This window comes from Enterobacter cloacae complex sp. SHL012 (assembly GCF_049237505.1).
Taxonomy (GTDB): domain Bacteria; phylum Pseudomonadota; class Gammaproteobacteria; order Enterobacterales; family Enterobacteriaceae; genus Enterobacter; species Enterobacter kobei.
On the sequence record NZ_JBMKIZ010000001.1, the window covers coordinates 1 to 24,498 of the forward strand.

The following is a 24,498-nucleotide window of genomic DNA, read 5'->3' on the forward strand; positions in this document are numbered from 1 at the left end:
GCGCTACTTCCCAAACCGACGTTTTATAGATTGCCCTGGGGCTGCCTGGCCGATAACTTCACCTGATTTTTTGCAGAAATAACTGGGTGAAAAATATGCAAATTGGCTATGTCAGGGTGTCAACAAATGACCAAAATACAGATCTTCAGCGACAGGCGCTCGAACGCGCAGGATGTGAGCAGATTTTCGAAGAAAAAATGAGCGGAACAGCGGCAAACCGACCAGCACTCAAAAAACTTCTCAAGGCACTGAATGAGGGGGACACGCTGGTGGTCTGGAAGCTGGATCGCCTCGGGCGAAGCATGCGTAATCTGGTGCTACTGGTTGACGAACTCCGTCAGCGGGGCATTCACTTCAAGAGTCTAACTGACAGCATTGACACTTCAAGTCCGATGGGGCGTTTCATATTTCATATTATGTCAGCTCTAGCAGAAATGGAGAGGGAGTTGATAGTGGAACGCACTCGGGCGGGTTTGGCGGTTGCGAGGGAAAAGGGGCGGATCGGCGGCAGGCGTCCGAAGTTAACTGCTGAACAATGGGCGCAGGCCGGGCGGCTCATTTCAAATGGTGTTGAAAGAAAGCAGGTAGCAATAATTTATGACGTGGCAGTTTGCACGCTATATAAAAAATTTCCTGTATCTAAGCTGATTTAAGTCTATCTACGTGCCTCAGTCTTGTGACTTTCAACAATTATGATGAGAGAGTATTACAGCAGACCAAATCGGAGAAAGCATATGAGAATATAACCACAACATGACTTCTGATTATATGCCCCATTTACTGCTAGTTTTTGCTACTCTATGAGAGGCAATGCCTGTCATCTTAAGTGGATCTAAGTTAATGGAATGAATAATTATGAGTGAAAATGATACAATCCCAAAGCAGTCCAAAAGCCAGATTAACAAAGCGGTATTCTTTACATCTGCTTTGTTAATTTTCCTTCTTGTCGCCTTTGCCGCTGTATTCCCGGATATTGCCGACAAAAATTTTAAACTTCTACAGCAGCAAATCTTCACGAATGCCAGCTGGTTCTACATCCTTGCGGTGGCCCTCATTTTACTGAGCGTCACTTTCCTGGGACTCTCACGCTACGGTGATATTAAGCTGGGTCCGGACCATGCGCAGCCTGATTTCAGCTATCACTCCTGGTTTGCGATGCTTTTCTCGGCAGGGATGGGGATCGGCCTGATGTTCTTTGGCGTTGCTGAACCGGTGATGCATTATCTTTCACCTCCCGTTGGCACCCCAGAGACAGTTGCGGCAGCGAAGGAAGCAATGCGCCTGACGTTCTTTCACTGGGGCCTGCATGCATGGGCAATCTATGCCATCGTGGCGTTGATCCTGGCCTTTTTCAGTTACCGTCACGGCCTGCCTTTAACGCTGCGTTCCGCACTCTATCCCATTATTGGCGATCGCATATATGGGCCTATAGGCCATGCGGTAGATATTTTCGCCGTTATCGGCACGGTCTTTGGCGTTGCGACTTCGCTGGGGTACGGTGTTTTGCAGGTGAATGCTGGTTTGAATCATCTTTTCGGGGTGCCCATCAATGAAACTGTGCAGGTCATTCTGATCGTTGTCATCACGGGGTTAGCGACGATTTCGGTGGTGTCCGGCCTGGACAAGGGAATACGCATTCTTTCTGAGCTCAACCTGGGCCTGGCGGTGCTGCTGTTGGCGCTGGTCCTGTGTCTGGGACCAACCGTGCTTTTGCTGAAGTCATTTGTGGAAAATACGGGCGGTTATCTTTCGGAGCTGGTGAGTAAAACCTTCAACCTTTACGCATATGAACCTAAGTCGAGCAACTGGCTGGGGGGCTGGACATTATTGTACTGGGGATGGTGGCTTTCATGGTCGCCGTTTGTGGGGATGTTCATCGCAAGGGTCTCTCGCGGTCGAACCATTCGCGAGTTTGTTACCGGTGTGCTGTTTGTTCCCGCCGGCTTTACACTCATGTGGATGACGGTGTTTGGTAACAGCGCAATCTATCTCATTATGAACCAGGGGGCGACTGACCTCGCCAATACCGTTCAGCAGGATGTTGCGCTGGCCCTGTTTAATTTCCTGGAGCATTTCCCGTTCTCCTCCGTGCTGTCATTCATTGCAATGGCTATGGTCATCGTCTTCTTTGTCACGTCTGCTGACTCCGGGGCAATGGTTGTGGATACTCTGGCATCAGGTGGGGTGGCAAACACACCCGTCTGGCAACGCATCTTCTGGGCGTCGCTCATGGGGATTGTTGCAATTGCACTTCTGATTGCGGGTGGGCTAAGCGCACTGCAAACGGTGACAATCGCGAGTGCATTGCCCTTCTCAGTGATCTTACTGGTATCCATATACGGACTGTTAAAAGCCCTGAGACGGGATTTGACAAAGCGTGAAAGCCTGAGCATGGCAACTATTGCGCCGACGGCTGCACGTAACCCGATTCCCTGGCAGAGAAGGTTGCGTAATATCGCTTATCTGCCTAAGCGTTCTCTTGTGAAACGTTTTATGGACGACGTTATCCAGCCCGCCATGACGCTGGTTCAGGAAGAGCTCAACAAGCAGGGAACGATTAGCCACATTAATGACGCTGCCGACGATCGTATTCGCCTTGAAGTCGATCTGGGTAACGAACTGAACTATATTTATGAAGTGAGGCTTCGCGGGTATAACTCGCCAACCTTCGCCCTGGCTGCTATGGATAGTGATGAGCAGCAGGCTGAGCAACATCGATATTATCGCGCAGAGGTTTATCTCAAAGAAGGCGGTCAAAATTATGATGTGATGGGCTGGAACCAGGAACAGTTGATTAATGACATACTGGACCAGTACGAAAAACATCTGCACTTCCTGCACCTGGTTCGTTAATACAATCAAATGCCGCCCTGGAGGGCGGCATTAATTTATCTTGGCCATAATACGAGGGAATGCAAATGATCTCACGCTGGCAATGGATTCTGAAGCAGGTATTTAAAAAGTTATGGTTCAGGGCTGCATTATTCGCAATTGTAGCGATAATGACGGCTCTTTTATCAATTCTGTTTAAATCAATGATCCCTGAGTCGGTATCGGTGAAGGTTGGCGCAGAAGCCGTGGATAACATACTAAATATACTGGCATCGAGTATGCTAGCAGTTACCACATTTTCGCTTAGTATCATGGTCACAGCGTACGGATCAGCTACCACTAATGTGACACCAAGAGCTACACGATTAGTTGTTGAAGACGTAACCACACAAAATGTACTGGCCACATTCATCGGTTCATTTCTCTTCAGCCTGGTAGGGATCATTGCTCTTAATATGGGAGCCTACGGAGAAAGGGGGAGAGTCATTTTATTCGTTGTCACACTGGTGGTAATTGGTTTAATTCTCATCACATTGCTTCGTTGGATACAGCATTTGACCTCTCTGGGAAGGGTAGGAGAGACGACTGCAAAGGTTGAGCAGGCGGCAATCGAAGCATTTGTTGAAAGAGCAAAAAGCCCATATCTGGGCGGATATCCATGGCTTGAGAACAATGAACAGCCAAACGGAACGGTTGCAGTTTATCCGGAGATGATTGGCTATGTTGAATATATTGATATGGTGAAACTCGGCAAGCTGTTATCTGAGGATCCTCGACATGTTTATCTTGTGGCGCAACCGGGCAGTTTCATTCATCCGTCGATGCCAGTATTGTATCTGAGTCAGGGGCAGGGGCCATCAATCAGAACCGATTTGCTCGAGACGATCATTGTCTCGGATGTACGCTCCTTTTCTCAGGATCCACGATTCTGTCTTAGCGTTATGGCTGAAATAGCCTGCAGAGCCCTTTCACCGGCAGTGAACGATCCTGGCACCGCAATTGATGTCATTGGCAGAGGTGTACGGATTCTATCGGCGTATGCGCATAATAAATCTGACGAAATTGATGTGACATATCCTTCAATACATGTTGCGCCACTTCAGAACAGCGATCTACTTGAAGACTTTTTTTTACCTATTGCCCGTGATGGTGCCAGTATGAGGGAGATTCAGATAAGAGTCCTCAAAGGACTCTCTATGCTGAGCACTGGTTGGCCTGGGATATTTGCTGAGGCCGCGCATACTTTAGCATTTGAAACATTAGAGCATGCAACTCGTGCTGATCATATAGACACTGACAGATATCTAATAAAATCAATTTATTATAATTTATTTTATGACGAGGGTTCCAATAAAAAACCATAGTTACGGGGCAAGCGATTCGGTCGTTGGCTAGGTAAGGGCAAAGCATTCGCGTGAGAATGGGTGTCTGCTTTGTGCCAGAAGCGGACATTCATTGTACAGGTTTGTTGAGCTCAACTAGGCAAACAATGCTGCCTGCTGCAGGTTATTTATTATTTAGCCAAATGTTTTCGCATCAGTGCATTTTCTAATGTAATTCCACGGCAAATAGGAAGAGCCCTCTCCACTACATGAAAGCCGTGTCGTAGAAAGAACGCTTCCGCAGCCTTACTTACATTTGAAGTAAGCTCACTAGTTCCATGTTGCCTCGCTTCCTCATGAATGCAATTCATTAGTAATGTCCCTACCCCCTGTCCTGAATAGGTTCCTGAGACATAAAAATGGTCAATGTACCCATTTGGTTGGAGATCTGCATATCCAGCTATTTCACCATCAAGTTCTACAACAAAAGGGCATAGTTCCCTCATGTGATTGGCCCATTGTTCCTGGTCGATTTCTGCCGGGGCCCAAGCATCAATTTGTTCATGTGTGTAGTAGTGTGATGCGATGGTATGTACAGAAGAATAAAACACGTTAAATAATGAGATTTCATCCCCATTACAGAACCTTCTTATTTTCATAAAACCTCATTATGAAAGCTGCTTTTAGAACAATACTACTTTTTGTGAACTAGGTTGTCATCTCCTCTCTCAAAGTGGGCCCCTGCCCAGTTAGCCAGTCCGTTCCGTGCCAGGAGCGGACATTTCTGACACGATAATCGCCATCAATAATCTCAATCGCCTATATGGTTACGTTCCATTGCTCTCAACACCTTCGCGACAGAATCAAATACATCCATTCTCTGCATATCATGCGGGTATTTGGTGTATTCATAAGCTTCTATGTCGAGATCCCATGTACTTTTCTTAAATTCACACTGATATAACTGTACTGTCTTGTTTAAAATCAATGTCTCTAATGCATTGTTGTTTCTAATGATTTCATCAACTCCTCTGTTGTTAATCCCGATATAGATACTGACTATAGAATTAAGATCATATATTTTGTCAATTAAAACAGCACCTTGTTGCTGTAATGAATCTGTCTTTTTTATTATTCTGATTTCTTCTTCATATTTCCAATGCAATGATTTAGTAAGCAATAGCTTACTAATCACATCAGTATCATAGATATTTTCCTGCGTGATTTTTAGTTTGCTTTTTATTCTATTTCCTAAATAATCAATATCACCTTTCTGAGCTGTAATCAGGCATTTTGCTTCATCATCGTATCCTGCTTTCTCAATGTCGATTGCTACAACAAATCCTTGATGTTTTTCAGCATAGTGTGACCACATCAAGACGTTGAGTGGATTTTTTGAAAGACATAAGCAGGCAAGGTTTTTATTGATCTCATGCCTCATCGTTAATGATTCAATTGACGCATCATCAAGTGCATATCCATAACTTTCGAAAGGATCATTAAACTCACTGTGCGGGGTAAATTTTATGGAGATGTATCCATCTTTGAAGAATCGATCTAATGAAGCATTGTCTATGTATTTGTATAAAATCATAAAATACTCAGAATCATCTATAAGTGTTATCAGTGTACAGCCTTTCGCCGAGGTGGGTGTAAGTATCCAGCTTAACGACCTGTTCTCATTTAGAGACTATCGCACGTGGATGAGTTTTCCCGAAAGTGAACTACCTCTCCTCGCTCAAAGCAGACTTTCAGATTTGTTTGTGTGTTGCCAGTGATAACCGTGAGATCAACTCAGGGCTACCACTTATAAACTGCAGCGTTGAATCTTTATCCGGTAGAGCAATGGCCCCAGGCATGTCGACTAATCGAGAACTGCCTTGACAGGATACAGGGAGAGATAATTTATGGCGTGGCAATAATACGGCGTATAAAAAATTTCCAGTGGTAGCAAAAAAATGGATGCGGAATGAGAAGGGGGCTGATGAAAATTTGGGGGCAAATTTGGGGGCAAATTTGCGCTGGGGGCGTGTTTTGGGGCACTAAATCGGCCTTTATTGTCCGATAATGTCCGTATAGGGATTTGGTTAAGTCTTTGAATTATAACTAAGTTATTGTTATTTAGACGGTTGTGATTTTGGCTGTGCAGTCTAACGCTGATTATGTTGCCGTGGGGATAAACATTCAGTAAACCGGGGAAAAGCAACCCCCTTTCCGGGCGGAAAGGGGGGAAGGGGTGTTACTTCAGCTCGTCGACCATGGTAATGGCGCGGCCAATGTAGTTCGCCGGCGTCATGGCTTTCAGGCGCGTTTTCTCTTCTTCTGGCAGTGCCAGACCGTCAATAAACTGTTTCATGCCTTCAGCATCTACACGCTTGCCGCGAGTCAGCTCTTTCAGTTTTTCATACGGCTTTTCGATGCCGTAGCGACGCATCACGGTCTGAATCGGCTCCGCCAGCACTTCCCAGTTGTGATCCAGTTCGTCCAGCAGACGATCGCGGTTCACTTCCAGTTTGCTCACGCCTTTCAGGGTGGACTGGTACGCGATCAGCGCGTAGCCAATACCCACGCCCAGGTTACGCAGTACGGTAGAATCGGTCAGGTCACGCTGCCAGCGGGATACCGGCAGTTTGCTCGCCATATGCTGCAGCACGGCATTCGCCAGGCCCAGGTTGCCTTCGGAGTTTTCGAAGTCAATTGGGTTCACTTTATGCGGCATGGTGGAAGAACCAATTTCACCGGCGATGGTTTTCTGCTTGAAGTGGTTCAGCGCAATGTAGCCCCACACGTCACGATCGAAGTCGATCAGAATGGTGTTGAAGCGTGCGATGCAGTCAAACAGCTCAGCGATATAGTCGTGCGGTTCAATCTGCGTGGTATACGGGTTCCACTGAATACCCAGGGAGGTGACAAACTCTTCGCTGAACTGGTGCCAGTCCACTTCCGGGTAAGCGGCGATGTGGGCATTGTAGTTACCGACTGCACCGTTGATTTTGCCAAGAATTTCAACCTGTTCCAGTTGGCGGTACTGGCGCTCCATGCGGTACGCCACGTTCGCCATCTCTTTACCCATGGTGGAAGGGGTGGCTGGCTGGCCGTGAGTACGGGAAAGCAGCGGAATGTCGCGGTATTCCACGGAGAGCGCTTTCACCGCGTCGATGATCTTACGCCAGTAAGGCAGCACAACCTCTTTACGCGCGGTAGAGAGCATCAGCGCGTGAGACAGGTTGTTGATATCTTCAGAGGTACAGGCGAAGTGAATGAACTCTGACACCGCGTGCAGGGCAGGGACGCTTTCCACTTTCTCTTTCAGGAAGTACTCAACCGCTTTCACGTCGTGGTTGGTGGTGCGTTCAATGGTCTTAATGCGCGCGGCATCTTCTTCGCTAAACTCAGCAACGATTTTATCAAGGTAATCGTTTGCCTTTTCGTCAAAAGCAGGAACTTCCTTGATTGCTGCCTGGGCGGCCAGCTTCTGCAGCCAGCGTACTTCAACCTGAACACGGAACTTCAGCAAACCATATTCGCTGAAGATCCCGCGCAGCGCGCTGACTTTATCGCCGTAGCGTCCATCGACAGGGGATACGGCGGTCAGTGAGGATAATTCCATAATTCGCAACTCCGGGAGGTTAACAATGAGCAAGAATTTGTTTTGCCTGAGTGGTCAGGCGATTACGAGAAAACATTAACTGCAGACGGCCACCGCCAACCTGATGCCACAGCACGGCGGCGCGGATCCCTGCCAGCAGGGACGCACGTACTTTTGCCTGCACCTGTGGACTTTGCAGCACGGCAGGGGATCCGGTGACCTGAATACGTGGGCCCAGCGGGCTGATGACATCAACGTAAATACCGGCCATCGCGCTCAGCAGCGTTTCGGATTGCAGATCAAAATGGTCGAGTTGACGCTGGAGCCCGCCGATACGATCGCCCAGGGTATTGAGCGCGCCTTTCGCCGCGCTCAACTTACGCTCAAGTACCATCAGGCTTAAGGTGTAACGGGTCAGTTCTGCGTTTAACCCTTGACGACTACTGGCGTTAAGCACGCCAAGCAGGGTTTCAAGACCGAGACGAAGATTGGTTTCACTCCCACCAAATACACCCAGAGTTGAACCGGGGTTAAGGTCGATAACGCTGTTGAGTGAAACGTGCAGGGCATCGGCATCGCAATGACCTTGATGCGCCAGCTGTTGCACCAGACGGGCAGACTGGCAAATTCCTGCCAGCGCCAGGGTGATGTCGTAGTAGTTCTTCGCCACATGGTCTCCTTTATGTGTGCACTCTGTTAAACAGCGGGCAGCGGCAGGCGCTGTTCAATGATCCCGCCGCCCAGGCAGATTTCGCCGCTGTAGAAGACAGCAGACTGACCCGGGGTGACGGCGGCAACCGGCTCGTCAAAACGCACGTCAATGCGATCGTCATCGAGCGCGGTAACGGTGCAAGGAATATCGGTCTGACGGTAGCGCGTTTTCACCGTGCAGCGCAGCGTGCCTTTCAGCGGCTCGCGATCGACCCAGTGCAGCTGTTGCGCGATAAGGCCAACGGACATCAGACGCGGATGGTCGTGCCCCTGGGCGACAACCAGAATATTGTTTTCGACATCTTTGTCGACCACATACCACGGATCTTCGCTGCCATCTTTGGTTCCACCGATACCCAGACCTTTGCGCTGGCCTAAAGTATGGTACATCAGCCCCTGGTGCTGGCCGATCTCATCGCCATCAACGGTGACAATTTTACCCGGCTGTGCAGGCAGGTAGCGGCCAAGGAAATCACGGAATTTGCGCTCACCGATGAAGCAGATGCCGGTAGAGTCCTTTTTCTTTGCGGTGATCAGGTCCAGCTCTTCCGCGATTTTACGTACCTGCGGCTTTTCCAGCTCGCCAACCGGGAACAGGCTCTGGGCGATCTGTTCGTGGCTCAGGGTATAAAGGAAGTAGCTCTGATCTTTGTTGCCGTCCAGACCGCGCAGCAGCTGGCTTTTGCCATTCACATCTGCACGACGCACGTAGTGGCCGGTCGCAATGTAGTCTGCGCCCAGATCTTCCGCAGCGAATTCCAGGAAGGCTTTAAATTTGATCTCTTTGTTGCACAGAATATCCGGGTTCGGGGTGCGCCCCGCTTTGTACTCTTCCAGGAACAGTTCAAAGACGTTATCCCAGTATTCTGCAGCAAAGTTAACGGTGTGCAGTTCAATGCCGAGTTTATCGCACACGGCCTGCGCATCGGCGAGATCCGCAGCGGCAGTGCAGTATTCCTCGCCATCATCTTCCTCCCAGTTCTTCATGAACAGGCCCTCCACCTTATAGCCCTGTTGCTGTAACAGGTAGGCGGAAACGGAGGAATCGACACCGCCGGACATGCCGACGATCACTTTTTTCTGGCTGTTATCTGACATGGAATACTCACGACATTGAACTTCAAGGCGGCGTATTCTATCACGCCCCCCCACCATTGGCACCCTCTGTAAACGGCCAGTTAAATGCGCCGATGACTTCCAGCGGTAAGCGGCCAGCAGACTGCCAGCAGCGAATGCTTTCCGCAACCAGCGGCGAGCGCAGGTTTGGCGCGTTAAGGATCTCCTCGGCAGTCACCCACAGGCAGCGGTCGATATCGTCATCCTGCGGCTCTGTGGCGCACATTTCGCTAAGCTCGACGGCAAACAAGAAGCGCAGGAACGGGGTGCTATCGGGCGCAATCCACTGATGCAGTCGGATAAAGTGCTGGGGTTCGGCGTGTATGCCGGTCTCTTCCCACAGCTCGCGTTTTGCTGCCTGCAGTAAGGTCTCATTGGCTTCAAGGTGCCCGGCTGGCTGGTTCCACAGCGCTTTACCGTTAATGCTCTCTTCGACCACAAGGAATTTACCCTGGGCGTGGACCACGCAGGCGACCGTAACATGAGGTTTAAACATAGTGACTCCTTAAGCGGTAACGTCTCGCCATTCACCGTTTGCCAGCGTTTCCAGGGTGTAGCTGCCCATGGCGTAGCGAATCAGACGCAGAGTAGGGAAGCCGACGTGAGCGGTCATGCGCCGAACCTGACGGTTGCGGCCTTCATAAAGGGTGATTTTGAGCCAGCTTGTCGGAATGGATTTGCGTTCGCGGATGGGCGGATTGCGCGGCCATAGCCACTCCGGTTCATTCACGCGTTCAATACCTGCAGGCAGGGTTGGGCCATCGTTCAGCGTTACGCCGCGGCGTAATTTCTCCAGCGTTTCTTCGTCCGGTTCGCCTTCGACCTGCACGAAGTAAATTTTGCCCGTGCGTTTTCCCGGCTGTGTGAGCTTTGCCTGCAGAGCGCCGTCGTTGGTTAAAACTAAAAGTCCTTCGCTGTCCCGGTCCAGACGCCCGGCGGCGTACACGCCCTGAACGGGAATGTAATCCTTCAGCGTGCTGCGTCCGGCCTCATCGGTGAACTGCGGCAAAACATCGTAGGGTTTATTGAACAAAATAACCCGCTTCGGCTGGGTTTCTTGCGGTCTTCTGGCGGCTTGTCGCGAGCTGAATCGCTCAACCCGGTGTTTTGTAAAAGAAGTTTTCTTCATGGTATTTTCAGGCGTTATCAATTGCCGCATTATAGCCTAATAACGAAGACCTTTCATGGCGCAGGACATTCAGGTACTATCGAAGGGCTCATTACAATTTATTAACATAAGATCAGTAACAACCAGAAGCGCTCGAAGGAGAGGTTAATGGAAAGCAAAGTAGTTGTTCCGGCGGAAGGTAAAAAGATCACCCTGCAAAACGGCAAGATTAACGTTCCTCACAATCCGATTATCCCGTTCATTGAAGGTGACGGTATCGGTGTAGACGTTACCCCGGCAATGCTGAAAGTGGTTGATGCCGCTGTTGAGAAAGCCTACAAAGGCGAGCGTAAAATTTCCTGGATGGAAATTTACACCGGTGAGAAATCGACTCAAGTTTATGGCCAGGACGTCTGGCTGCCAGCAGAAACGCTGGACCTGATCCGCGACTACCGCGTTGCTATCAAAGGCCCATTGACCACCCCAGTCGGCGGCGGTATCCGCTCCCTGAACGTGGCACTGCGTCAGGAGCTGGACCTGTACGTCTGTCTGCGTCCGGTGCGTTACTATCAGGGCACCCCAAGCCCGGTTAAGCACCCTGAACTGACCGATATGGTTATCTTCCGCGAAAACTCAGAAGACATCTACGCGGGCATCGAGTGGAAAGCAGACTCTGCAGACGCAGAAAAAGTGATTAAATTCCTGCGCGAAGAGATGGGCGTGAAGAAAATTCGCTTCCCTGAACATTGCGGTATCGGCATCAAGCCATGCTCCGAAGAAGGGACTAAACGTCTGGTGCGCGCAGCTATCGAATACGCGATCACCAACGACCGTGACTCTGTGACTCTGGTTCACAAAGGCAACATCATGAAGTTCACCGAAGGTGCCTTCAAAGACTGGGGTTACCAGTTGGCGAAAGAAGAGTTCGGCGGTGAGCTGATCGACGGTGGCCCGTGGCAGAAGATCAAGAACCCGAACACCGGCAAAGAGATCATCGTTAAAGATGTGATCGCCGATGCGTTCCTGCAGCAGATCCTGCTGCGTCCTGCTGAATACGACGTGATTGCCTGTATGAACCTGAACGGTGACTACATCTCTGACGCCCTGGCAGCACAGGTTGGCGGTATCGGTATAGCCCCTGGTGCAAACATCGGTGACGAGTGCGCTCTGTTCGAGGCGACCCACGGTACTGCTCCTAAATATGCAGGTCAGGACAAAGTGAACCCAGGCTCTATCATCCTGTCCGCAGAGATGATGCTGCGTCATATGGAATGGTTCGAAGCCGCAGACCTGATCGTGAAAGGTATGGAAGGCGCGATCAACGCCAAAACCGTAACTTACGATTTCGAACGTCTGATGGAAGGCGCTAAACTGCTGAAATGTTCAGAGTTTGGCGACGCGATCATCGCGAACATGTAATCCAGACTCTGGGTTAAACAAGAGCGGGGGCCTGAGGGTTCCCGTTTTTTTTGCCTCTGCCTGCAGGAAATAACACGATGCTAGCCACTGTTCTTATCGCTGTCGTTGCATTTATCCATCTTTACATCCTTGTGCTGGAAATGTTCCTGTGGGACACCAGAACCGGGCGTAAGGCGTTTAATCTCAGCCCGGAATTTGCGCGTGAAACCCGCGCGCTGGCCGCGAATCAGGGGCTATACAACGGTTTTCTTGCGGCGGGTTTGCTCTGGAGCCTCTGGCTCGGTGAAGAGGGTGTTCATGTGGCCATCTTCTTCCTGGCCTGCGTGCTGATTGCCGGTCTCTTTGGCGCAGTGACCGCCAGCCGGAAGATTCTGTATGTTCAGGCTTTACCTGCGCTTGCCGCCCTGCTTGCGCTGCTTATCTGAAGCAACGCGTTGGTCAACCGTGCGTCGTCCGATATACTTGTGACTTCATCCTGAGAGGTTTAGACAGTTATGAATAACGACATCCCATTGAAGTATTATGACATCGTCGAAGAATACGCGACGGAAGCCGCAAAGCCTGTCAGTGAGTCAGAGCAGGACCCACTGGCGCATTATTTCCAGCTGCTGCTCACGCGGTTATCAAATAATGAGGAGATTGATGAGGAAGCTCAGCAAGAGATGGCGCGTGAAGCCGGGGTTCATGCTGAACGTATTGATGATATTGCGAACTTCCTTAATCAGTGGGGAAATGAATAGCCTACCGCGCCAGACCCAGGAGCCGCTTCGCAAGCTCACGGCGGGAAACAGATTTTGAAAAATACCATCCCTGAACCAGAGCCTCAGGATATCGTTCAGCAATAAAGCGGAATTGTATTTCGTTCTCAACGCCTTCGAAAACCAGCGTTTTATTCAGTTTTGCGAGGGCGTCGCTAAAGATCACAAAAATGTTCTGCTTATAATGCTCACTGATGCCATCGACCAGCGACTTGTCGATTTTGATCTCATCATATTCAAGAAGCGAAAGCCTGGCCAGGTTGGAGTTTTGCACACCGAAGTCATCAATGGATATTCTGACACCAAGGGATTTTAACTTCTGACAGAAGCCCTCCAGAATATTCGCGGTGGAAACGGCTTTTTCAGAGAGTTCGACTTTTACCAGAGACAGCGGAATGTTGTTGGCTAAACATCCACGGCGCAAAATGCTGATAAATTGTCCATCTTCAATTTCCGTTCGACCAACATTGAGCGAAACGACCAGTTGATGCTTAAGCACCAGCGGTGCGATGTCCTTAAGGGATTTCTCAAGAATATGGGTATAATATTTTTTATACAAACCAATTTTCTGGATTAATGGAATAAACAATTCCGGCGAGACGTCACCGTGTTTTGCGTCGCGCCATCTCGATAAAACCTCCACGCCCACTATTTTGCTATCCTGAATGCGAATTATGGGCTGGTAGTGAACGCCAATAGTGTTGGTTAAGACGGCTTTAACCAACGTCCGTTCCAGTGAAAAGCGGTCTTCATTGAGTCGAAAGAAAAATAACGTTATCGCAATCCAGATAAAACATAAAATAGCCACGAGAAAGGCAAACACCGCGGGAGATAACGAGGCCAGTCCTGCATGGTGATGCTTCACAATGACGCACAAATCCCAGGAAGTGCTGCACTGTGTGAGGGTGAGGGTAAATAACGTGGAATGTACCCCATCCTGTTCTTTTACCTCATGGGTTGCTGAAAAAAATATTCTGGCAAAGTCTTTGGTGGTTGCGCTGAGTGAGTAATTGTTGGTAACCGGGGTGAATTTATCGTAAGCGTAGCGGGAGGAGAAGATAATAAGATTATTGTAGATGGCCGCATTGCCCGTGAAAAAATCTTTTCTGGAAAATTGCGCGAGCAGGAATCCCCTGGGTGTTTTATGGAGTTCTTCTGGCAGGGGGACAGGGTTAGCGAGTTTTCCCCAAAAAGCGGTACAGATTATTTTTCCCTGCTCTATAAAACCGATGTCTGCAAAATAAAGGCTGTCGAGCTTAATCTGTCTGTAGCGATCAAGGCTGGCTTTGTCGCATCCCTGAGTGGTCAGGCCTTTAAGTGTCTGCGCCACGCTCTGAGACAGGCCTTCTGAATACTGTAAAAGGGTCTGGGAAATCTCACGCAGTTTGCTTTTCTGCTGGCCCATGATAACCGCATTGACCGTATAGAGAGACAGAAAGACCAGAAACGCTGAAACGATAGTAACGGCAACGATCTTTTTCATTTTCCAGATACCTTGTCCGCTCCCTGATTTTTCAAATCTTATCACAGGCTGGGCTTGCTACAACCCCGATAATATGGGTAGTCAGCCTAATCCAGGCGGATGAACTATGCTTAAGTGCAATTCATTTTCCTCTTAACCTGAGCTTTGTTACAGTGACAAGAGTTGTCAGCCAGGGATGTCAGGCGTGATAAGGTGGAAAAGCTCGTGCATGTCAAAAATACTTTTTACACAACAACCATTACCGTCATCATTGTCTCGTTGATCATTTCATTGTCGCTTGCCGTGCAGATTGCAACCTCCCGACAGCAGTCAATCCAGCAGATCAATACCAGCGTTGCCAACCTGAGCCATACCCTGAATGTCTATACAGAAGGGATCATACGCCAAAGTGAAATGTTGATTACCACCGTTTCCGACACCCTTGAAATTTATGGCATGACCCCGCAACAGGCGACCAATATTCAGCGAATGATAAGCAATCAGGATAACCTTCTTACCCAGATTAATAATGTGGTTGTCTATGATGCGCATGGGGATATCTTCACCGCCTTGCATGAAAATTTTGCAGGTCCCCGTAAAGGCGCGGACCGGTCATTCTTTGTCTATCACAAGGAAAATAAAAGCCAGCAGATATTTATTGGCGAGCCAGTGATAAGCAGAACCAATGGTAAATGGGTTATTACCATAAGCCGACGCCTTGAGACTCACACGGGGGCATTTAACGGCGTCGTGGTGGTGACGCTGGGTATCGAAAACTTTCTGACCCTTTATGGACAGATCAATATCGGACACGCGGGCGTTATTGGCTTAACGACACAAACAGGCGTTTTACTGATTCGCTACCCCTTTAAGAATACCTATATCGGTACGATTTTTTCAGATTCTCCTCTCTTCAGGAAATACCTAAAAGTACAAAATACAGGGATAGCCAGCTCCGTTTCCCGGTTTGATAAAATCGAACGCATTTATGCCTATGAGAAAAACAGCCGCTACGGACTGGTCACGACGGTGGCGGTCAGCGCGGATGAAGCCCTTTCCCCCTGGCGCAAGCAGGCGATTCAGCTTGCCTTACTTATTTTCGTTTTTACCGCGATACTCATCGTGGCGTCTTATTTCCTGTATTCCGACTTATCCAGAAAAACACGGGATAACAAAGCGCTAAAGATTATTGCCTCGGAGGATGCCCTGACCGGGCTTTATAACCGACGTATTTTCGATGAAAAAATTCTCTCCGACATCGCGATGTGCGCGGCAGAGGACGCGCCGATTTCGCTCCTCCTCGTGGATGTGGACTACTTCAAAAAGTACAACGATAACTATGGTCACCCGGAAGGGGACAGGTGTCTGGCATTGCTGGGAAACTGCCTCAGGGAAAGCCTCACTCGCGACAACCAGCTTGTGGCGCGATATGGCGGGGAGGAGTTTGCATTGATATTGCCTGAATCGGATATCCAGGAGGCGCTCCGCCTTGCACAGACGATTATTCGCAATGTCTTCTCTCTCCACATTGAACACGCGTTCAGTCCTTTCGGGCGGGTCACGGTGAGCGTAGGCATCTCCACTGCGCGTGCTGTCGACATCGCGGGCAGTCAGCAGAATATTATTATTGCCGCGGACCAGGCGCTCTATCAGGCAAAACGCGGAGGCCGTAACCGGCACGCTTTTGTTGGGGTATAACCCAAAAAAAAGCCCACGAAAGCGTGGGCAAGAAATACTGGAAGCAATGTGAGCAATGTCGTACTGAATACCTGAGTATTTCTCTCAACTATTCAGCGTTGAGAAAGATAATCTTTCTCAATAAAAGATGCAACCCCACATTTCCTGGGGAAGGGCATTTTGATGGCAAAATGCGCATCCGCTCAGTGTGAGGCTTATCACAAATTTCCTTTCTCAAATCCTGTGCTATCCTTTTTTGTGTCGTTGATTTAATGACAAAAACCATACAGAGAGGAAAGTTATGGGAATTTTATCCTGGATTATCTTTGGGCTTATTGCGGGTATTCTGGCGAAGTGGATCATGCCGGGCAAAGATGGCGGTGGGTTTATCGTCACCGTAATACTGGGTATTGTCGGCGCGGTAGTCGGCGGCTGGATCAGTACGCTGTTCGGCTTCGGGAAAGTAGATGGCTTTAACTTCGGCAGCTTTGCGGTTGCGGTGATCGGCGCGCTGGTTGTGCTGTTTATCTACAGAAAGATCAAAAGCTAAAACTGAAGCGTTAAAAAAGGCTGCCGGATGGCGGCCTTTTTACATCACGGGTTCACCACCAGCCAAGCTGCGTGCCTGCAAAGGCCACAATGGCGATGATTAACATAATGAGCGTGGTTTTTCTCATTTATGCCCCCGGTGCAGCGTAACCACCGACAAAAAACCACGCCAGAAACACGACCGCCGTTATAAAAATAACGACAGGGAAGAGGATCCCTATTCTCATATCATCACCTTTTCTTTTTATAACGCCGTAGAGTGTACGGGGTTAATCCATCGCGAGAAAGCGTGTTTTGCTTTTTCCTTTCTTATCCTGATACATCGCCACATCAGCAGCACGTAATGCGCTGTCCGGATCGGTTACGTCTGGGTCCACTTCGATAACGCCGAGGCTGGCTCCCGGATAAATAAGGTTAATGTTACCCAGCCAGTATTCCCCTGCAATGCGTGCGCTGAAGCGCGCTTTGAGCTGATTCATGTGCTCCTCATTGTCGACATGACTCAGAGAGGCCACCAGAAACTCATCGCCGCCCAGCCGACCAATGATATCGTCCTGCTGTTTTTCTGCGGTCAAACGCTTGCCCACTTCAATCAGGAACTGGTCGCCTGCTTCATGCCCATACCGATCGTTAATCAATTTAAAATCGTCCAGATCGATAAACGCAATGATGGCATTACGTTTCATGTGCCGAGCCAGGGAAAACAGAGTAGTCAGATCCTCAAAGATGGCGCGACGATTGGGCAGGCCGGTAAGGGCATCGGTATAAGAGTGTGCGATGAGCGCCGCGTTAGCTTCCCGAAGCTGATTCACCAGAGATTCTTTCTGAATGTACTGACCAATCAACCCGGCGAATAATTTTAATATCTGTTCACCGCGCTCGCTGAGCGGCTTTTTAGCCGTGCTGGTGGCGCAAAGCGTACCGTAAAGCGAGCCATCGGCGAGATGAACCGGAATGCTCATGTAAGTGGTAATACCGAGAGCTTTCGCCGCTTCGCACTCCGGCCAGCGCTCGGGGACATCGTTACTGAAGATGGTGTCGCTATCCAGCGCGCGCTTACACAGCGTCTCATCCCAGGGCACACTCAGCCCCTCCGGGATCGTCATCTGCTTACTGTTTCGGGCATAAAGGATATGCTGCAGCCGCGCCTGGATATCCACCTTCGTCAGGTAAGTCGACTCCATATCGGTGACGATTTCCAGCATCTCCAGCAGCTGACGAACGAGACTTTCAAGGGATTGCTCAGTAACGAGGGTTTCTGAAACACGGGCAAGGATAATATCCGACATGACGTAGAAAGACTCCCAGGCAGAAGACGTCTGCATCTGCATGTTATGCTGAATTCTTAGGCTTCAGGCATAGTAAAACATGAATGCAGAAAATTTTATATATGGAGAAAGCGGCGCTGAGCCGTTACCCTTAGGCAAAGATGATGTCACAAGGATCGATGCGATGAGATTTCTGCTTCTGGCGCTGACGCTTCCCCTGGTCGCCTGTACCGCAAAAACAACCCCACCCGATGCGCCCAAACCGCCACAGGCCGTAGGTATGGCGAACCCGGCTTCCGTTTACTGTCTGGAAAAGGGCGGGGAACAGATCCCGATTCAAAGCCCGCAGGGTGTTCGTACCGAATGCAAGCTGCCGGGTGGTGAAGTGATCGACGAATGGACGCTCTATCGTCGCGATCATCCGCAACCCACCAGGTGACAGAAGGGCAGGTGCTGCGATACACTTCTCTTTAGGATTATTCTTAGCCAGTATCTGGCTACTGTTACCGCGAGAGAAGTATGTTTCAGCTTAAACCGGGCAGCATGGCGATGATCATCGGTGCCCGCACGGCGTCTGGCCGTCGCAATATTGGTAAATCTGTTGAGTTGTTTGGTCTTTGCCAGCCTGGCCTGCGTTTTGTAAACCCGGTTAACGGCGTGATGACGCAATTACCCGCAAGTGCGGATCGCGCGCTTTGGCTGGTCACCGGAGACGTCTACGCCTTTGACAATCAGCACGGCTTTGCGTTTGTTCGCGCCGAACATCTGATGCCGCTCACCCCTGATCAAGCCCCGCAAATGCGGGATGAGCTGACAATCAGCTGATCACAAATGGCGTAGCCAGTCGGCTAAAACCAGGGCGTGATTCTGTTCCGTGTTTTTCGCGCCATAGAGGAGGGTGAGAGTCTGCTTGTGTGCCAGCGCCGCAAGACGCCTTCCCTCGTCCTTATGCTGCGCCAGTTCCTCCTGATAGGCTTTACTGAAAGTCGAAAAATCAATAGCTTCGCTATGATACTCCTGACGTAATGCGTTCGATGGCGTGAGTGTTTTACACCATTCGTCATGGGCGAGGTCCGTTTTTTTAACCCCGCGCGGCCAGAGTCTGTCCACCAGCACCCGATAGCCATCGTCCTGGCTTGCCTGCTCATAGACGCGTTTGCACTGAATCATAATTCCACCCTCCCAATTTAAGGTATTGTGATAATTGCAGAAGATCGGTAGTCTGAGGTTCCTTATGTTATCTGATAATACTCTGGCATAAGGAAACTTTCATGGAACACCTCCCGGTTAAAACGACGCTCCGCATTGCGCTGGTTGGCGATTACAATCCTGATGTTATTGCACACAAGGCGATCCCGCTGGCCATTGACGATGCTGCGGCCGTTCTTGACCTCACCGCCGATTACGACTGGCTTGCTACCCAGGAATTAACCAGTTCTGAGGATCTGGTGGGCTACGATGCCATCTGGCTGGTTCCTGCGAGCCCCTATAAAAACACAGAGGCCGCCTTTATCGCCGCACGCTACGCCCGTGAAAACAGTATTCCGTTCCTGGGGACCTGCGGTGGGTTCCAGCATGCGCTGATTGAGTATGCCCGTAACGTGCTGGGCTGGCACGATGCGGCACATGCTGAGACGGATACCGAAGGCACTATGGTGATCGCGCCGCTGACCTGCTCGCTGGTGGAAATATCCGATGCCATTGAACTGCGCAGCAATACGCTGATCGCCAAAGCCTACGGCAAACCCGAAATTGAAGAGGGATATCACTGCAACTATGGTGTGTCGCCGGAATTTGCTCAGGCGCTGGAGAGCGGTGATATGCGCGTGACGGGCTGGGACGAACAGGGGGAAATCCGTGCGGCGGAGCTGATAACCCACCCGTTCTTTGTGATCACTTTGTTCCAGCACGAGCGTGCTGCGCTGGAAGGACGTCCGGTGGTTCTCGTACAGGCAATGCTTCGCGCGGCGCGGGGCTAAAACAGGGCAGACCCGATGGTCTGCCTTCGTGTTTAGCGGGGCGCGATTTCCCGGTCGCGCCCGGCAAGTATCCCGCAGACGGCCATGACGATCGCGGCCAGCGCACAGGCGAGAAGGGGGATGCGCCAGTCTCCTACCGAATCGTGGATTTTACCCATCAACGGCGGTCCGCAGGCAGCGAGCAGGTAGCCGATAGACTGTGCCATACCGGACAATGCCGCCGCCTGATGCGCAGAGCTCGCGCGCAGACCGATGAACGTCAGGCCGAGGATCATCGTTGCCCCGGAGCCAAAGCCAAACACCAGCGTCCACATCACCGCCATATCCGGTATAAACCACAATCCCGCTGCGCTTACCGCGCACATCAGCGCCACTGCACCGGCGATCGTCCGCTGATCTTTCAGCCGATGGAGGATCAGCGGAACGGCAAGTCCCGGCACGGCTGTCGCCAGCTGTAAAAGACCATGCACCGAACCTGCCTGCGCCTCACTGTAGCCGTGGCTAAGCAGTATCGCCGGCAGCCAGCCGATGATGACGTAATAGATAAGAGAGTTAATCCCCAGAAAGAGCGTCACCTGCCAGGCGAGAGCAGAACGCCAGATTGCGCGGTTATGTAGCGCGCCTGCGCCTGTTACCGTCGCAACATGTTTCTGACGCCACTGCGGCAGCCAGAGCAGCAAGGCGAGCAGCGGAAACACCATCAGCATCAGCAGCGCGCCCTGCCAGCCCGCATGACCCTGGGCCAGCGGCACTATTAGCGCCGAGCCTAACGCGGCGGCTGCCCCCATCGTCAGGGAATAGGCACCGGTGAGTTTCGCCACCTGGCCCGGAAAGTCACGTTTAATTAAACCCGGTAACAGCACGTTCCCAAGCGCGATCCCGCAGCCAATCACTGCCGTGCCGATGAAAAGCAGGGCAGCGGAAGGCAGGGAGCGAATGGCTATCCCGGCGCAAATCAGCAACAGGGCGATAAACAGGCTACGCTCCATGCCAATACGTCGGGCCAGACCTGCGGCGAGCGGGGAGATCAGGGCAAAAGCCAACAGGGGCAGGGTGGTCAGCAGACCGGTTTGCGCCGTGCTTAAGCCATAATCAAGGCGAAGGGTATCCAGCAGCGGGGCTGCGCCGGTAAAGGTGACGCGAAGCGTGGTGGCAATCATCAGGATGCCTGCAATCAACAGCGCGCCGTGTTTTCCTGAGGTGCGAATAGCAATAGTCATTATGTTCTCATACGTTCAAGCGAGCGCACACAATACCGATTTTTCCGGCGGTTGAAATCAGGCTAAAATGACAGTTTATCGCTAAAATCGGACAACATGATGATTGGACTGGGACTGGACGGCTACGATCCTGATAGCCAGCATGATGCGGCCGTCGCCTTTCGCATCCGTGTGGTGGCGGAGGAACAATATATACCCCTGCATCATCACCGCAAGGGACAGCTGATTCTGGCGCTTGGCGGCGCGATTACCTGTGAAGTGGAAAATGCCATGTTGATGGTACCGCCCCAGTACGCGGTCTGGATCCCCGGGAAGATGCCGCACAGTAACAGGGCCACGCCGGGGGCGCAGCTCTGCTTTTTGTTCATTGAGCCCGGCGCCGCCAGTCTGCCCGACCGCTGTTGTACGCTGAAAATGTCCCCTCTGGTGCGGGAGCTCATTTTATCTCTGGCAGAAAAATCGCAGGCACAGCTTCAGCTTGCGGCCACATCCCGACTGGTCGATGTCCTGTTTGATGAACTGCCGCTCCAGCGTCAGGAGCATTTACAGTTACCCGTCTCGCCCCATCCAAAAATCCGGCTGATGAGCGAGAAGATGGCGGAAGAGCCCGCGGCCTGGCAGACGCTGGCACAATGGGCAAGCCACTTCGCCATGAGCGAACGCAACCTGGCGCGACTGGTGGTAAAAGAGACCGGATTAAGCTTTCGTCGCTGGCGTCACCAGCTGCAACTTATTGTGGCGTTACAGCATTTGATCGGCGGGAAATCGGTACAGCAGGTGGCGCAGTCACTGGGTTATGACTCGACCACCGCGTTTATTACCATGTTTAAGAAGGGGCTGGGTCAGACGCCAGCGCGTTACATGGCCAGCCTGACTACGACTTCCCGATAAACAGGGAGACCAGCCCGGCTGCAATCAGCGGGCCCACCGGCACGCCGCGAAAGAGCGCTACGCCCAGCACCGTGCCCACCAGCAGACCCGCAACCAGCGAAGGCTGGCTGCTCATCAGCGTAACGCCGCGCCCCCCGAGCCATGAGACAAAAACACCTACCGCGATAGCGACCAGCGATTTCCAGTTGACAAACGAGTGCAGCAGCGTTGAGGCGGGAAGCGTACCGCTGGCGATGGGCGCCATCACCCCGATGGTTAAAATGATTATCCCGATGGTGAGGCCTTGCTTTTCTATCCACGGGAAAAAGGTATTTAACGGCGTGACGCGCACGATAATCAGCACCAGAATCGAGATGGCGACGGTGGTGTTATGACTGATAAAACCCAGCGCGGCGAGTGCCAGGAGAATGAGCAGAGTAGGGTCAACCATAGGGAATCCTTGCCAAAATAATCGTCCTGCTTACTGTACGCGGAAAAAGGGCGGAGAACAGTTTTAAAAAGATTTTACCGCTGTCATAACCTTGTCATTTACGCGGTTTAAAACGAAGGCAGATATCGCAAAGGGGTCGCTATCATGAACGATCACATGTTTGTTGAAACGCTGATTATCTCATCATCGTTTTTCGCCATTGCCGCGATTCTCGTCGCCTCCGTGCTGTTGCTGGAGAGAAAAGGCTGACAGTCAGCCTTCACGGTTAGACTTTATGGAAAGTCACCAGCTCAGGACGGGCGATGCGCAGGTAATCCTGGGTATCCATGATCACGGATTTTTCCAGCAGGCCGGCGTTAAACGCGATTTCGTCGAAACGCTCGAACAGCAGCGGGTCGGCGACCAGCGTCAGATCGGGGTGGAAACTAAAAGGCGGAATAGCGCCGAATACGCAGGCGGTAAGGGTACTTACCTCGGCCGGGCTGGCGAGGGAGGCTTTAAGCCCGCCGAAATGGCTGGCAAGCCGGCTCAGGTCTGCCTGCAGATCGGCGGCCAGGATCGCCAGAACATGTTTTTTAACACCGTTTCCCTTCACTTTGCAGACCAGGGCTTTTGCTCCCTGACGCAGATCGGTCCCGCGTATTTCACTTACCGCTTCACATTTCCCGACCGCCTCGTGCTCCATAACGCGAAAACGTGCGCCTTGCCCGGTGAGTAAGGTTATCAGTTGCTGGTGGGTTCCTGTCCCCATAACGTCGTCAGTCATCGTGATTTTCCCGGTGATAATCCAGTATGCAGATGGCTACATTAGCACGAGAAGAACGGCGTCGAAAGAAAACAGCCAGCGCGTTCGCTGGCTGTGAGATTATGCGTTGCTGTTAGCAGACTGCTTGTGGAAGAGCTCCCTGAACACCGGATAAATATCATCCTGGTCACGGATATGTTGCATGGCAAAATTATCAAACATCGATTGCAGATGTTCATATTCCCGCCACAGGGTCTGATGCGCGCGACGGGTAATTTCGATATAGCTGTAGTAACGCACCACCGGCAGAATTTTCTTCGCCAGGATGTCGTGACACAGCGGTGAGTCGTCGGCCCAGTTATCACCATCGGACGCCTGCGCGGCATAGATATTCCATTGCGCCGGGTCGTAACGCTCTTTCACGACTTCATCCATCAGCTTCAGTGCGCTGGAGACGATGGTGCCGCCGGTCTCCTGCGAGTAGAAGAACTCATGCTCGTCGACCTCTTTAGCCTGCGTATGGTGGCGAATATAGACCACTTCCACATTCTTATAGGTTCTGCTCAGGAACAGGTAGAGCAGGATATAAAAACGCTTCGCCATATCCTTGGTGGCCTGGTCCATGGAGCCGGAGACGTCCATCAGACAGAACATCACCGCCTGGCTTGAGGGCTCTGGGCGTTTTTCATAATTCTTGTAACGCAGGTCGAACGTGTCGATAAACGGAACGCGATCGATCTTCGCTCTTAGCTCGGCAATCTCTTTGCGCAGGCGCTCCTCTTCCAGCAGTTGCGCCGGCTCCGTGTTTTCCACGACCTTCAGGCTACTCTCAAGTTCGCGCAGTTCACGACGTTTGCCTGCCGTCATGGCCGTGCGCCGCGCCAGCGAATTCTGCAACGAACGCACGACGCTGATGTTGGCGGGGACGCCGTTGGCGGTATAGCCCGCGCGATGGGTTTTGTACTCGTTAAGCTGACGATGCTGATTCTTTTTCAGATTCGGCAGCGCCAGGTCCTCAAACAGCAGGTCGAGGTATTCATCTTTTGAAATCTGGAAAACGAACTCATCCTGACCTTCACCGTCCTGGCTGGCCTGTCCCTGACCGCTTCCTGAACCACCGCCGCCGCCCTGAGGACGCTCAATTCTGTCGTTCTGAACGAAGTGGTCATTACCTGGGTGCACGCGATGGCGCAGACCGCCTCGCCCCTGATGAAACATCGGTTCGCTGATGTCATCGGTGGGGATGGAAACAGACTCGCCGCTGTCGACGTCGGTCACCGAGCGTTTGTTGATGGCCTCGGAGATCGACTGTTTAATTTGCGCTTTGTAACGGCGCAAGAAGCGCTGGCGGTTCACCGTGCTCTTGTTTTTGCCGTTAAGACGCCGGTCAATAAACCAGGTCATATACCCCCCGTACTGCAT

The 24,498-nt window shown here is 51.2% G+C and carries 28 protein-coding genes; 13 read left to right on the plus strand and 15 right to left on the minus strand.

The features are described from left to right. Nucleotides 1-95: 95 nt before the first annotated feature. The 3 genes from ACOTY9_RS00005 to ACOTY9_RS00015 all read left to right on the plus strand — a co-directional run bounded on the left by ACOTY9_RS00005 (nucleotide 96) and on the right by ACOTY9_RS00015 (nucleotide 4,196). On the plus strand, nucleotides 96-653 hold the full coding sequence (locus ACOTY9_RS00005) for a recombinase family protein (RefSeq protein ID WP_069602473.1): 558 nt from the start codon (nucleotides 96-98) through the stop codon (nucleotides 651-653). Nucleotides 654-855: 202 nt separating this feature from the next. Further along, entirely contained in the window at nucleotides 856-2,853 is a 1,998-nt protein-coding gene (locus ACOTY9_RS00010; protein WP_069601935.1) for a BCCT family transporter, read from the plus strand. A gap of 65 nt (nucleotides 2,854-2,918) precedes the next feature. Further along, nucleotides 2,919-4,196 carry a DUF2254 domain-containing protein gene (locus ACOTY9_RS00015; RefSeq protein ID WP_069601936.1) on the plus strand — a complete coding sequence of 426 codons (1,278 nt, stop codon included), beginning with the start codon at nucleotides 2,919-2,921 and terminating at the stop codon, nucleotides 4,194-4,196. A gap of 149 nt (nucleotides 4,197-4,345) precedes the next feature. On the opposite strand, the gene ACOTY9_RS00020 is transcribed toward ACOTY9_RS00015, so the two are convergent. The 7 genes from ACOTY9_RS00020 to rluE form a co-directional block, all read right to left on the minus strand. Further along, nucleotides 4,346-4,813 (minus strand): GNAT family N-acetyltransferase, encoded by a 468-nt coding sequence (locus tag ACOTY9_RS00020; protein WP_057056108.1) that lies wholly within the window; start codon nucleotides 4,811-4,813, stop codon nucleotides 4,346-4,348. 152 nt (nucleotides 4,814-4,965) lie between these two features. Beyond that, the gene (locus tag ACOTY9_RS00025; RefSeq protein ID WP_047363583.1) at nucleotides 4,966-5,748 is read right to left on the minus strand and encodes a DUF2971 domain-containing protein; all 783 of its coding nucleotides are present in this window, start codon (nucleotides 5,746-5,748) and stop codon (nucleotides 4,966-4,968) included. Between the two features lie 645 nt (nucleotides 5,749-6,393). Then, a complete protein-coding gene (gene purB, locus ACOTY9_RS00030; protein WP_014883421.1) occupies nucleotides 6,394-7,764 on the minus strand; it encodes an adenylosuccinate lyase in 1,371 nt (456 codons plus the stop codon). Nucleotides 7,765-7,783: 19 nt separating this feature from the next. Beyond that, entirely contained in the window at nucleotides 7,784-8,413 is a 630-nt protein-coding gene (gene hflD, locus ACOTY9_RS00035; protein ID WP_014883422.1) for a high frequency lysogenization protein HflD, read from the minus strand. 26 nt (nucleotides 8,414-8,439) lie between these two features. Continuing rightward, nucleotides 8,440-9,552, minus strand: coding sequence for a tRNA 2-thiouridine(34) synthase MnmA (mnmA, locus tag ACOTY9_RS00040; RefSeq protein WP_014883423.1), 1,113 nt, complete (start codon nucleotides 9,550-9,552; stop codon nucleotides 8,440-8,442). Nucleotides 9,553-9,592: 40 nt separating this feature from the next. Next, nucleotides 9,593-10,066 (minus strand): NUDIX hydrolase, encoded by a 474-nt coding sequence (locus tag ACOTY9_RS00045; protein WP_014883424.1) that lies wholly within the window; start codon nucleotides 10,064-10,066, stop codon nucleotides 9,593-9,595. A 9-nt stretch (nucleotides 10,067-10,075) separates the two neighbouring features. Further along, nucleotides 10,076-10,729 carry a 23S rRNA pseudouridine(2457) synthase RluE gene (gene rluE / locus ACOTY9_RS00050; protein ID WP_014883425.1) on the minus strand — a complete coding sequence of 218 codons (654 nt, stop codon included), beginning with the start codon at nucleotides 10,727-10,729 and terminating at the stop codon, nucleotides 10,076-10,078. A gap of 117 nt (nucleotides 10,730-10,846) precedes the next feature. Here rluE and icd point away from each other — a divergent pair, with 117 nt between their 5' ends. The 3 genes from icd to ACOTY9_RS00065 all read left to right on the plus strand — a co-directional run bounded on the left by icd (nucleotide 10,847) and on the right by ACOTY9_RS00065 (nucleotide 12,837). Next, nucleotides 10,847-12,097, plus strand: a complete 1,251-nt coding sequence (icd, locus tag ACOTY9_RS00055; RefSeq protein WP_014883426.1) for an NADP-dependent isocitrate dehydrogenase — start codon at nucleotides 10,847-10,849, stop codon at nucleotides 12,095-12,097. A gap of 77 nt (nucleotides 12,098-12,174) precedes the next feature. Next, nucleotides 12,175-12,522, plus strand: a complete 348-nt coding sequence (locus ACOTY9_RS00060; RefSeq protein ID WP_348565593.1) for a DUF1304 domain-containing protein — start codon at nucleotides 12,175-12,177, stop codon at nucleotides 12,520-12,522. 69 nt (nucleotides 12,523-12,591) lie between these two features. Then, nucleotides 12,592-12,837, plus strand: coding sequence for a DUF2543 family protein (locus ACOTY9_RS00065; protein ID WP_014883428.1), 246 nt, complete (start codon nucleotides 12,592-12,594; stop codon nucleotides 12,835-12,837). Nucleotide 12,838: 1 nt separating this feature from the next. On the opposite strand, the gene ACOTY9_RS00070 is transcribed toward ACOTY9_RS00065, so the two are convergent. Further along, nucleotides 12,839-14,338: an EAL domain-containing protein gene (locus tag ACOTY9_RS00070; protein WP_045281778.1), complete on the minus strand. Its 1,500-nt coding sequence runs from the start codon at nucleotides 14,336-14,338 to the stop codon at nucleotides 12,839-12,841. A 192-nt stretch (nucleotides 14,339-14,530) separates the two neighbouring features. Between ACOTY9_RS00070 and ACOTY9_RS00075 the strand changes: the two genes are divergently transcribed. Continuing rightward, nucleotides 14,531-16,015: a sensor domain-containing diguanylate cyclase gene (locus ACOTY9_RS00075; protein WP_348565592.1), complete on the plus strand. Its 1,485-nt coding sequence runs from the start codon at nucleotides 14,531-14,533 to the stop codon at nucleotides 16,013-16,015. A 280-nt stretch (nucleotides 16,016-16,295) separates the two neighbouring features. Then, entirely contained in the window at nucleotides 16,296-16,544 is a 249-nt protein-coding gene (locus ACOTY9_RS00080) for a GlsB/YeaQ/YmgE family stress response membrane protein (RefSeq protein ID WP_008500746.1), read from the plus strand. Nucleotides 16,545-16,671: 127 nt separating this feature from the next. On the opposite strand, the gene ACOTY9_RS00085 is transcribed toward ACOTY9_RS00080, so the two are convergent. Both ACOTY9_RS00085 and ACOTY9_RS00090 read right to left on the minus strand, forming a co-directional pair. Beyond that, nucleotides 16,672-16,770 (minus strand): YoaK family small membrane protein, encoded by a 99-nt coding sequence (locus ACOTY9_RS00085; protein ID WP_014883431.1) that lies wholly within the window; start codon nucleotides 16,768-16,770, stop codon nucleotides 16,672-16,674. A gap of 42 nt (nucleotides 16,771-16,812) precedes the next feature. Continuing rightward, nucleotides 16,813-17,832 (minus strand): sensor domain-containing diguanylate cyclase, encoded by a 1,020-nt coding sequence (locus tag ACOTY9_RS00090; RefSeq protein ID WP_213783730.1) that lies wholly within the window; start codon nucleotides 17,830-17,832, stop codon nucleotides 16,813-16,815. 163 nt (nucleotides 17,833-17,995) lie between these two features. Between ACOTY9_RS00090 and ACOTY9_RS00095 the strand changes: the two genes are divergently transcribed. Beyond that, nucleotides 17,996-18,250 (plus strand): DUF333 domain-containing protein, encoded by a 255-nt coding sequence (locus ACOTY9_RS00095; protein WP_014883433.1) that lies wholly within the window; start codon nucleotides 17,996-17,998, stop codon nucleotides 18,248-18,250. A gap of 80 nt (nucleotides 18,251-18,330) precedes the next feature. Beyond that, nucleotides 18,331-18,636: a periplasmic protein gene (locus ACOTY9_RS00100; RefSeq protein ID WP_045269430.1), complete on the plus strand. Its 306-nt coding sequence runs from the start codon at nucleotides 18,331-18,333 to the stop codon at nucleotides 18,634-18,636. Here the strand turns inward: ACOTY9_RS00100 and ACOTY9_RS00105 are convergent, their stop codons facing one another. Continuing rightward, nucleotides 18,637-18,981, minus strand: a complete 345-nt coding sequence (locus ACOTY9_RS00105) for a DUF488 domain-containing protein (RefSeq protein ID WP_047344170.1) — start codon at nucleotides 18,979-18,981, stop codon at nucleotides 18,637-18,639. A 101-nt stretch (nucleotides 18,982-19,082) separates the two neighbouring features. Between ACOTY9_RS00105 and ACOTY9_RS00110 the strand changes: the two genes are divergently transcribed. Beyond that, entirely contained in the window at nucleotides 19,083-19,790 is a 708-nt protein-coding gene (locus tag ACOTY9_RS00110; protein ID WP_348565591.1) for a CTP synthase C-terminal region-related (seleno)protein, read from the plus strand. A 32-nt stretch (nucleotides 19,791-19,822) separates the two neighbouring features. Here the strand turns inward: ACOTY9_RS00110 and ACOTY9_RS00115 are convergent, their stop codons facing one another. After that, a complete protein-coding gene (locus tag ACOTY9_RS00115; RefSeq protein WP_348565590.1) occupies nucleotides 19,823-21,010 on the minus strand; it encodes a CynX/NimT family MFS transporter in 1,188 nt (395 codons plus the stop codon). A gap of 99 nt (nucleotides 21,011-21,109) precedes the next feature. On the opposite strand from ACOTY9_RS00115, the gene ACOTY9_RS00120 reads away from it, so the two are divergent. Beyond that, complete coding sequence (locus ACOTY9_RS00120) at nucleotides 21,110-21,901, plus strand: helix-turn-helix transcriptional regulator (protein WP_348565745.1); 792 nt, start codon at nucleotides 21,110-21,112, stop codon at nucleotides 21,899-21,901. Here ACOTY9_RS00120 and ACOTY9_RS00125 read toward each other — a convergent pair. After that, on the minus strand, nucleotides 21,885-22,331 hold the full coding sequence (locus tag ACOTY9_RS00125) for a DUF441 domain-containing protein (RefSeq protein WP_348565589.1): 447 nt from the start codon (nucleotides 22,329-22,331) through the stop codon (nucleotides 21,885-21,887). The two genes, ACOTY9_RS00120 and ACOTY9_RS00125, sit on opposite strands and share 17 nt — an antisense overlap. 144 nt (nucleotides 22,332-22,475) lie before the next feature. Between ACOTY9_RS00125 and yoaI the strand changes: the two genes are divergently transcribed. Beyond that, nucleotides 22,476-22,580 carry a small membrane protein YoaI gene (yoaI, locus tag ACOTY9_RS00130; protein WP_023332737.1) on the plus strand — a complete coding sequence of 35 codons (105 nt, stop codon included), beginning with the start codon at nucleotides 22,476-22,478 and terminating at the stop codon, nucleotides 22,578-22,580. Between the two features lie 16 nt (nucleotides 22,581-22,596). Here the strand turns inward: yoaI and ACOTY9_RS00135 are convergent, their stop codons facing one another. Next, complete coding sequence (locus ACOTY9_RS00135; RefSeq protein WP_023332738.1) at nucleotides 22,597-23,097, minus strand: YbaK/prolyl-tRNA synthetase associated domain-containing protein; 501 nt, start codon at nucleotides 23,095-23,097, stop codon at nucleotides 22,597-22,599. 99 nt (nucleotides 23,098-23,196) lie between these two features. Further along, nucleotides 23,197-24,480: a YeaH/YhbH family protein gene (locus tag ACOTY9_RS00140; protein WP_014883442.1), complete on the minus strand. Its 1,284-nt coding sequence runs from the start codon at nucleotides 24,478-24,480 to the stop codon at nucleotides 23,197-23,199. Between the last annotated feature and the right edge of the window lie 18 nt (nucleotides 24,481-24,498).

Excerpts from the sequence above, each read along its gene's own strand:
- ACOTY9_RS00105 (WP_047344170.1), bottom strand. The coding sequence starts at position 18,981 with ATGATTCAGTGCAAACGCGTCTATGAGCAGGCAAGCCAGGACGATGGC.
- ACOTY9_RS00120 (WP_348565745.1), top strand. The coding sequence starts at position 21,110 with ATGATTGGACTGGGACTGGACGGCTACGATCCTGATAGCCAGCATGAT.
- ACOTY9_RS00090 (WP_213783730.1), bottom strand. The coding sequence starts at position 17,832 with ATGTCGGATATTATCCTTGCCCGTGTTTCAGAAACCCTCGTTACTGAG.
- ACOTY9_RS00140 (WP_014883442.1), bottom strand. The coding sequence starts at position 24,480 with ATGACCTGGTTTATTGACCGGCGTCTTAACGGCAAAAACAAGAGCACG.
- purB (WP_014883421.1), bottom strand. The coding sequence starts at position 7,764 with ATGGAATTATCCTCACTGACCGCCGTATCCCCTGTCGATGGACGCTAC.
- ACOTY9_RS00010 (WP_069601935.1), top strand. The coding sequence starts at position 856 with ATGAGTGAAAATGATACAATCCCAAAGCAGTCCAAAAGCCAGATTAAC.
- ACOTY9_RS00015 (WP_069601936.1), top strand. The coding sequence starts at position 2,919 with ATGATCTCACGCTGGCAATGGATTCTGAAGCAGGTATTTAAAAAGTTA.
- ACOTY9_RS00100 (WP_045269430.1), top strand. The coding sequence starts at position 18,331 with ATGTTTCAGCTTAAACCGGGCAGCATGGCGATGATCATCGGTGCCCGC.
- ACOTY9_RS00110 (WP_348565591.1), top strand. The coding sequence starts at position 19,083 with ATGGAACACCTCCCGGTTAAAACGACGCTCCGCATTGCGCTGGTTGGC.
- mnmA (WP_014883423.1), bottom strand. The coding sequence starts at position 9,552 with ATGTCAGATAACAGCCAGAAAAAAGTGATCGTCGGCATGTCCGGCGGT.
- ACOTY9_RS00135 (WP_023332738.1), bottom strand. The coding sequence starts at position 23,097 with ATGACTGACGACGTTATGGGGACAGGAACCCACCAGCAACTGATAACC.
- ACOTY9_RS00025 (WP_047363583.1), bottom strand. The coding sequence starts at position 5,748 with ATGATTTTATACAAATACATAGACAATGCTTCATTAGATCGATTCTTC.
- ACOTY9_RS00095 (WP_014883433.1), top strand. The coding sequence starts at position 17,996 with ATGAGATTTCTGCTTCTGGCGCTGACGCTTCCCCTGGTCGCCTGTACC.
- ACOTY9_RS00065 (WP_014883428.1), top strand. The coding sequence starts at position 12,592 with ATGAATAACGACATCCCATTGAAGTATTATGACATCGTCGAAGAATAC.
- ACOTY9_RS00115 (WP_348565590.1), bottom strand. The coding sequence starts at position 21,010 with ATGACTATTGCTATTCGCACCTCAGGAAAACACGGCGCGCTGTTGATT.
- ACOTY9_RS00060 (WP_348565593.1), top strand. The coding sequence starts at position 12,175 with ATGCTAGCCACTGTTCTTATCGCTGTCGTTGCATTTATCCATCTTTAC.
- rluE (WP_014883425.1), bottom strand. The coding sequence starts at position 10,729 with ATGCGGCAATTGATAACGCCTGAAAATACCATGAAGAAAACTTCTTTT.
- ACOTY9_RS00005 (WP_069602473.1), top strand. The coding sequence starts at position 96 with ATGCAAATTGGCTATGTCAGGGTGTCAACAAATGACCAAAATACAGAT.
- ACOTY9_RS00080 (WP_008500746.1), top strand. The coding sequence starts at position 16,296 with ATGGGAATTTTATCCTGGATTATCTTTGGGCTTATTGCGGGTATTCTG.
- icd (WP_014883426.1), top strand. The coding sequence starts at position 10,847 with ATGGAAAGCAAAGTAGTTGTTCCGGCGGAAGGTAAAAAGATCACCCTG.
- ACOTY9_RS00020 (WP_057056108.1), bottom strand. The coding sequence starts at position 4,813 with ATGAAAATAAGAAGGTTCTGTAATGGGGATGAAATCTCATTATTTAAC.
- yoaI (WP_023332737.1), top strand. The coding sequence starts at position 22,476 with ATGAACGATCACATGTTTGTTGAAACGCTGATTATCTCATCATCGTTT.
- ACOTY9_RS00070 (WP_045281778.1), bottom strand. The coding sequence starts at position 14,338 with ATGAAAAAGATCGTTGCCGTTACTATCGTTTCAGCGTTTCTGGTCTTT.
- ACOTY9_RS00125 (WP_348565589.1), bottom strand. The coding sequence starts at position 22,331 with ATGGTTGACCCTACTCTGCTCATTCTCCTGGCACTCGCCGCGCTGGGT.
- ACOTY9_RS00085 (WP_014883431.1), bottom strand. The coding sequence starts at position 16,770 with ATGAGAATAGGGATCCTCTTCCCTGTCGTTATTTTTATAACGGCGGTC.
- ACOTY9_RS00045 (WP_014883424.1), bottom strand. The coding sequence starts at position 10,066 with ATGTTTAAACCTCATGTTACGGTCGCCTGCGTGGTCCACGCCCAGGGT.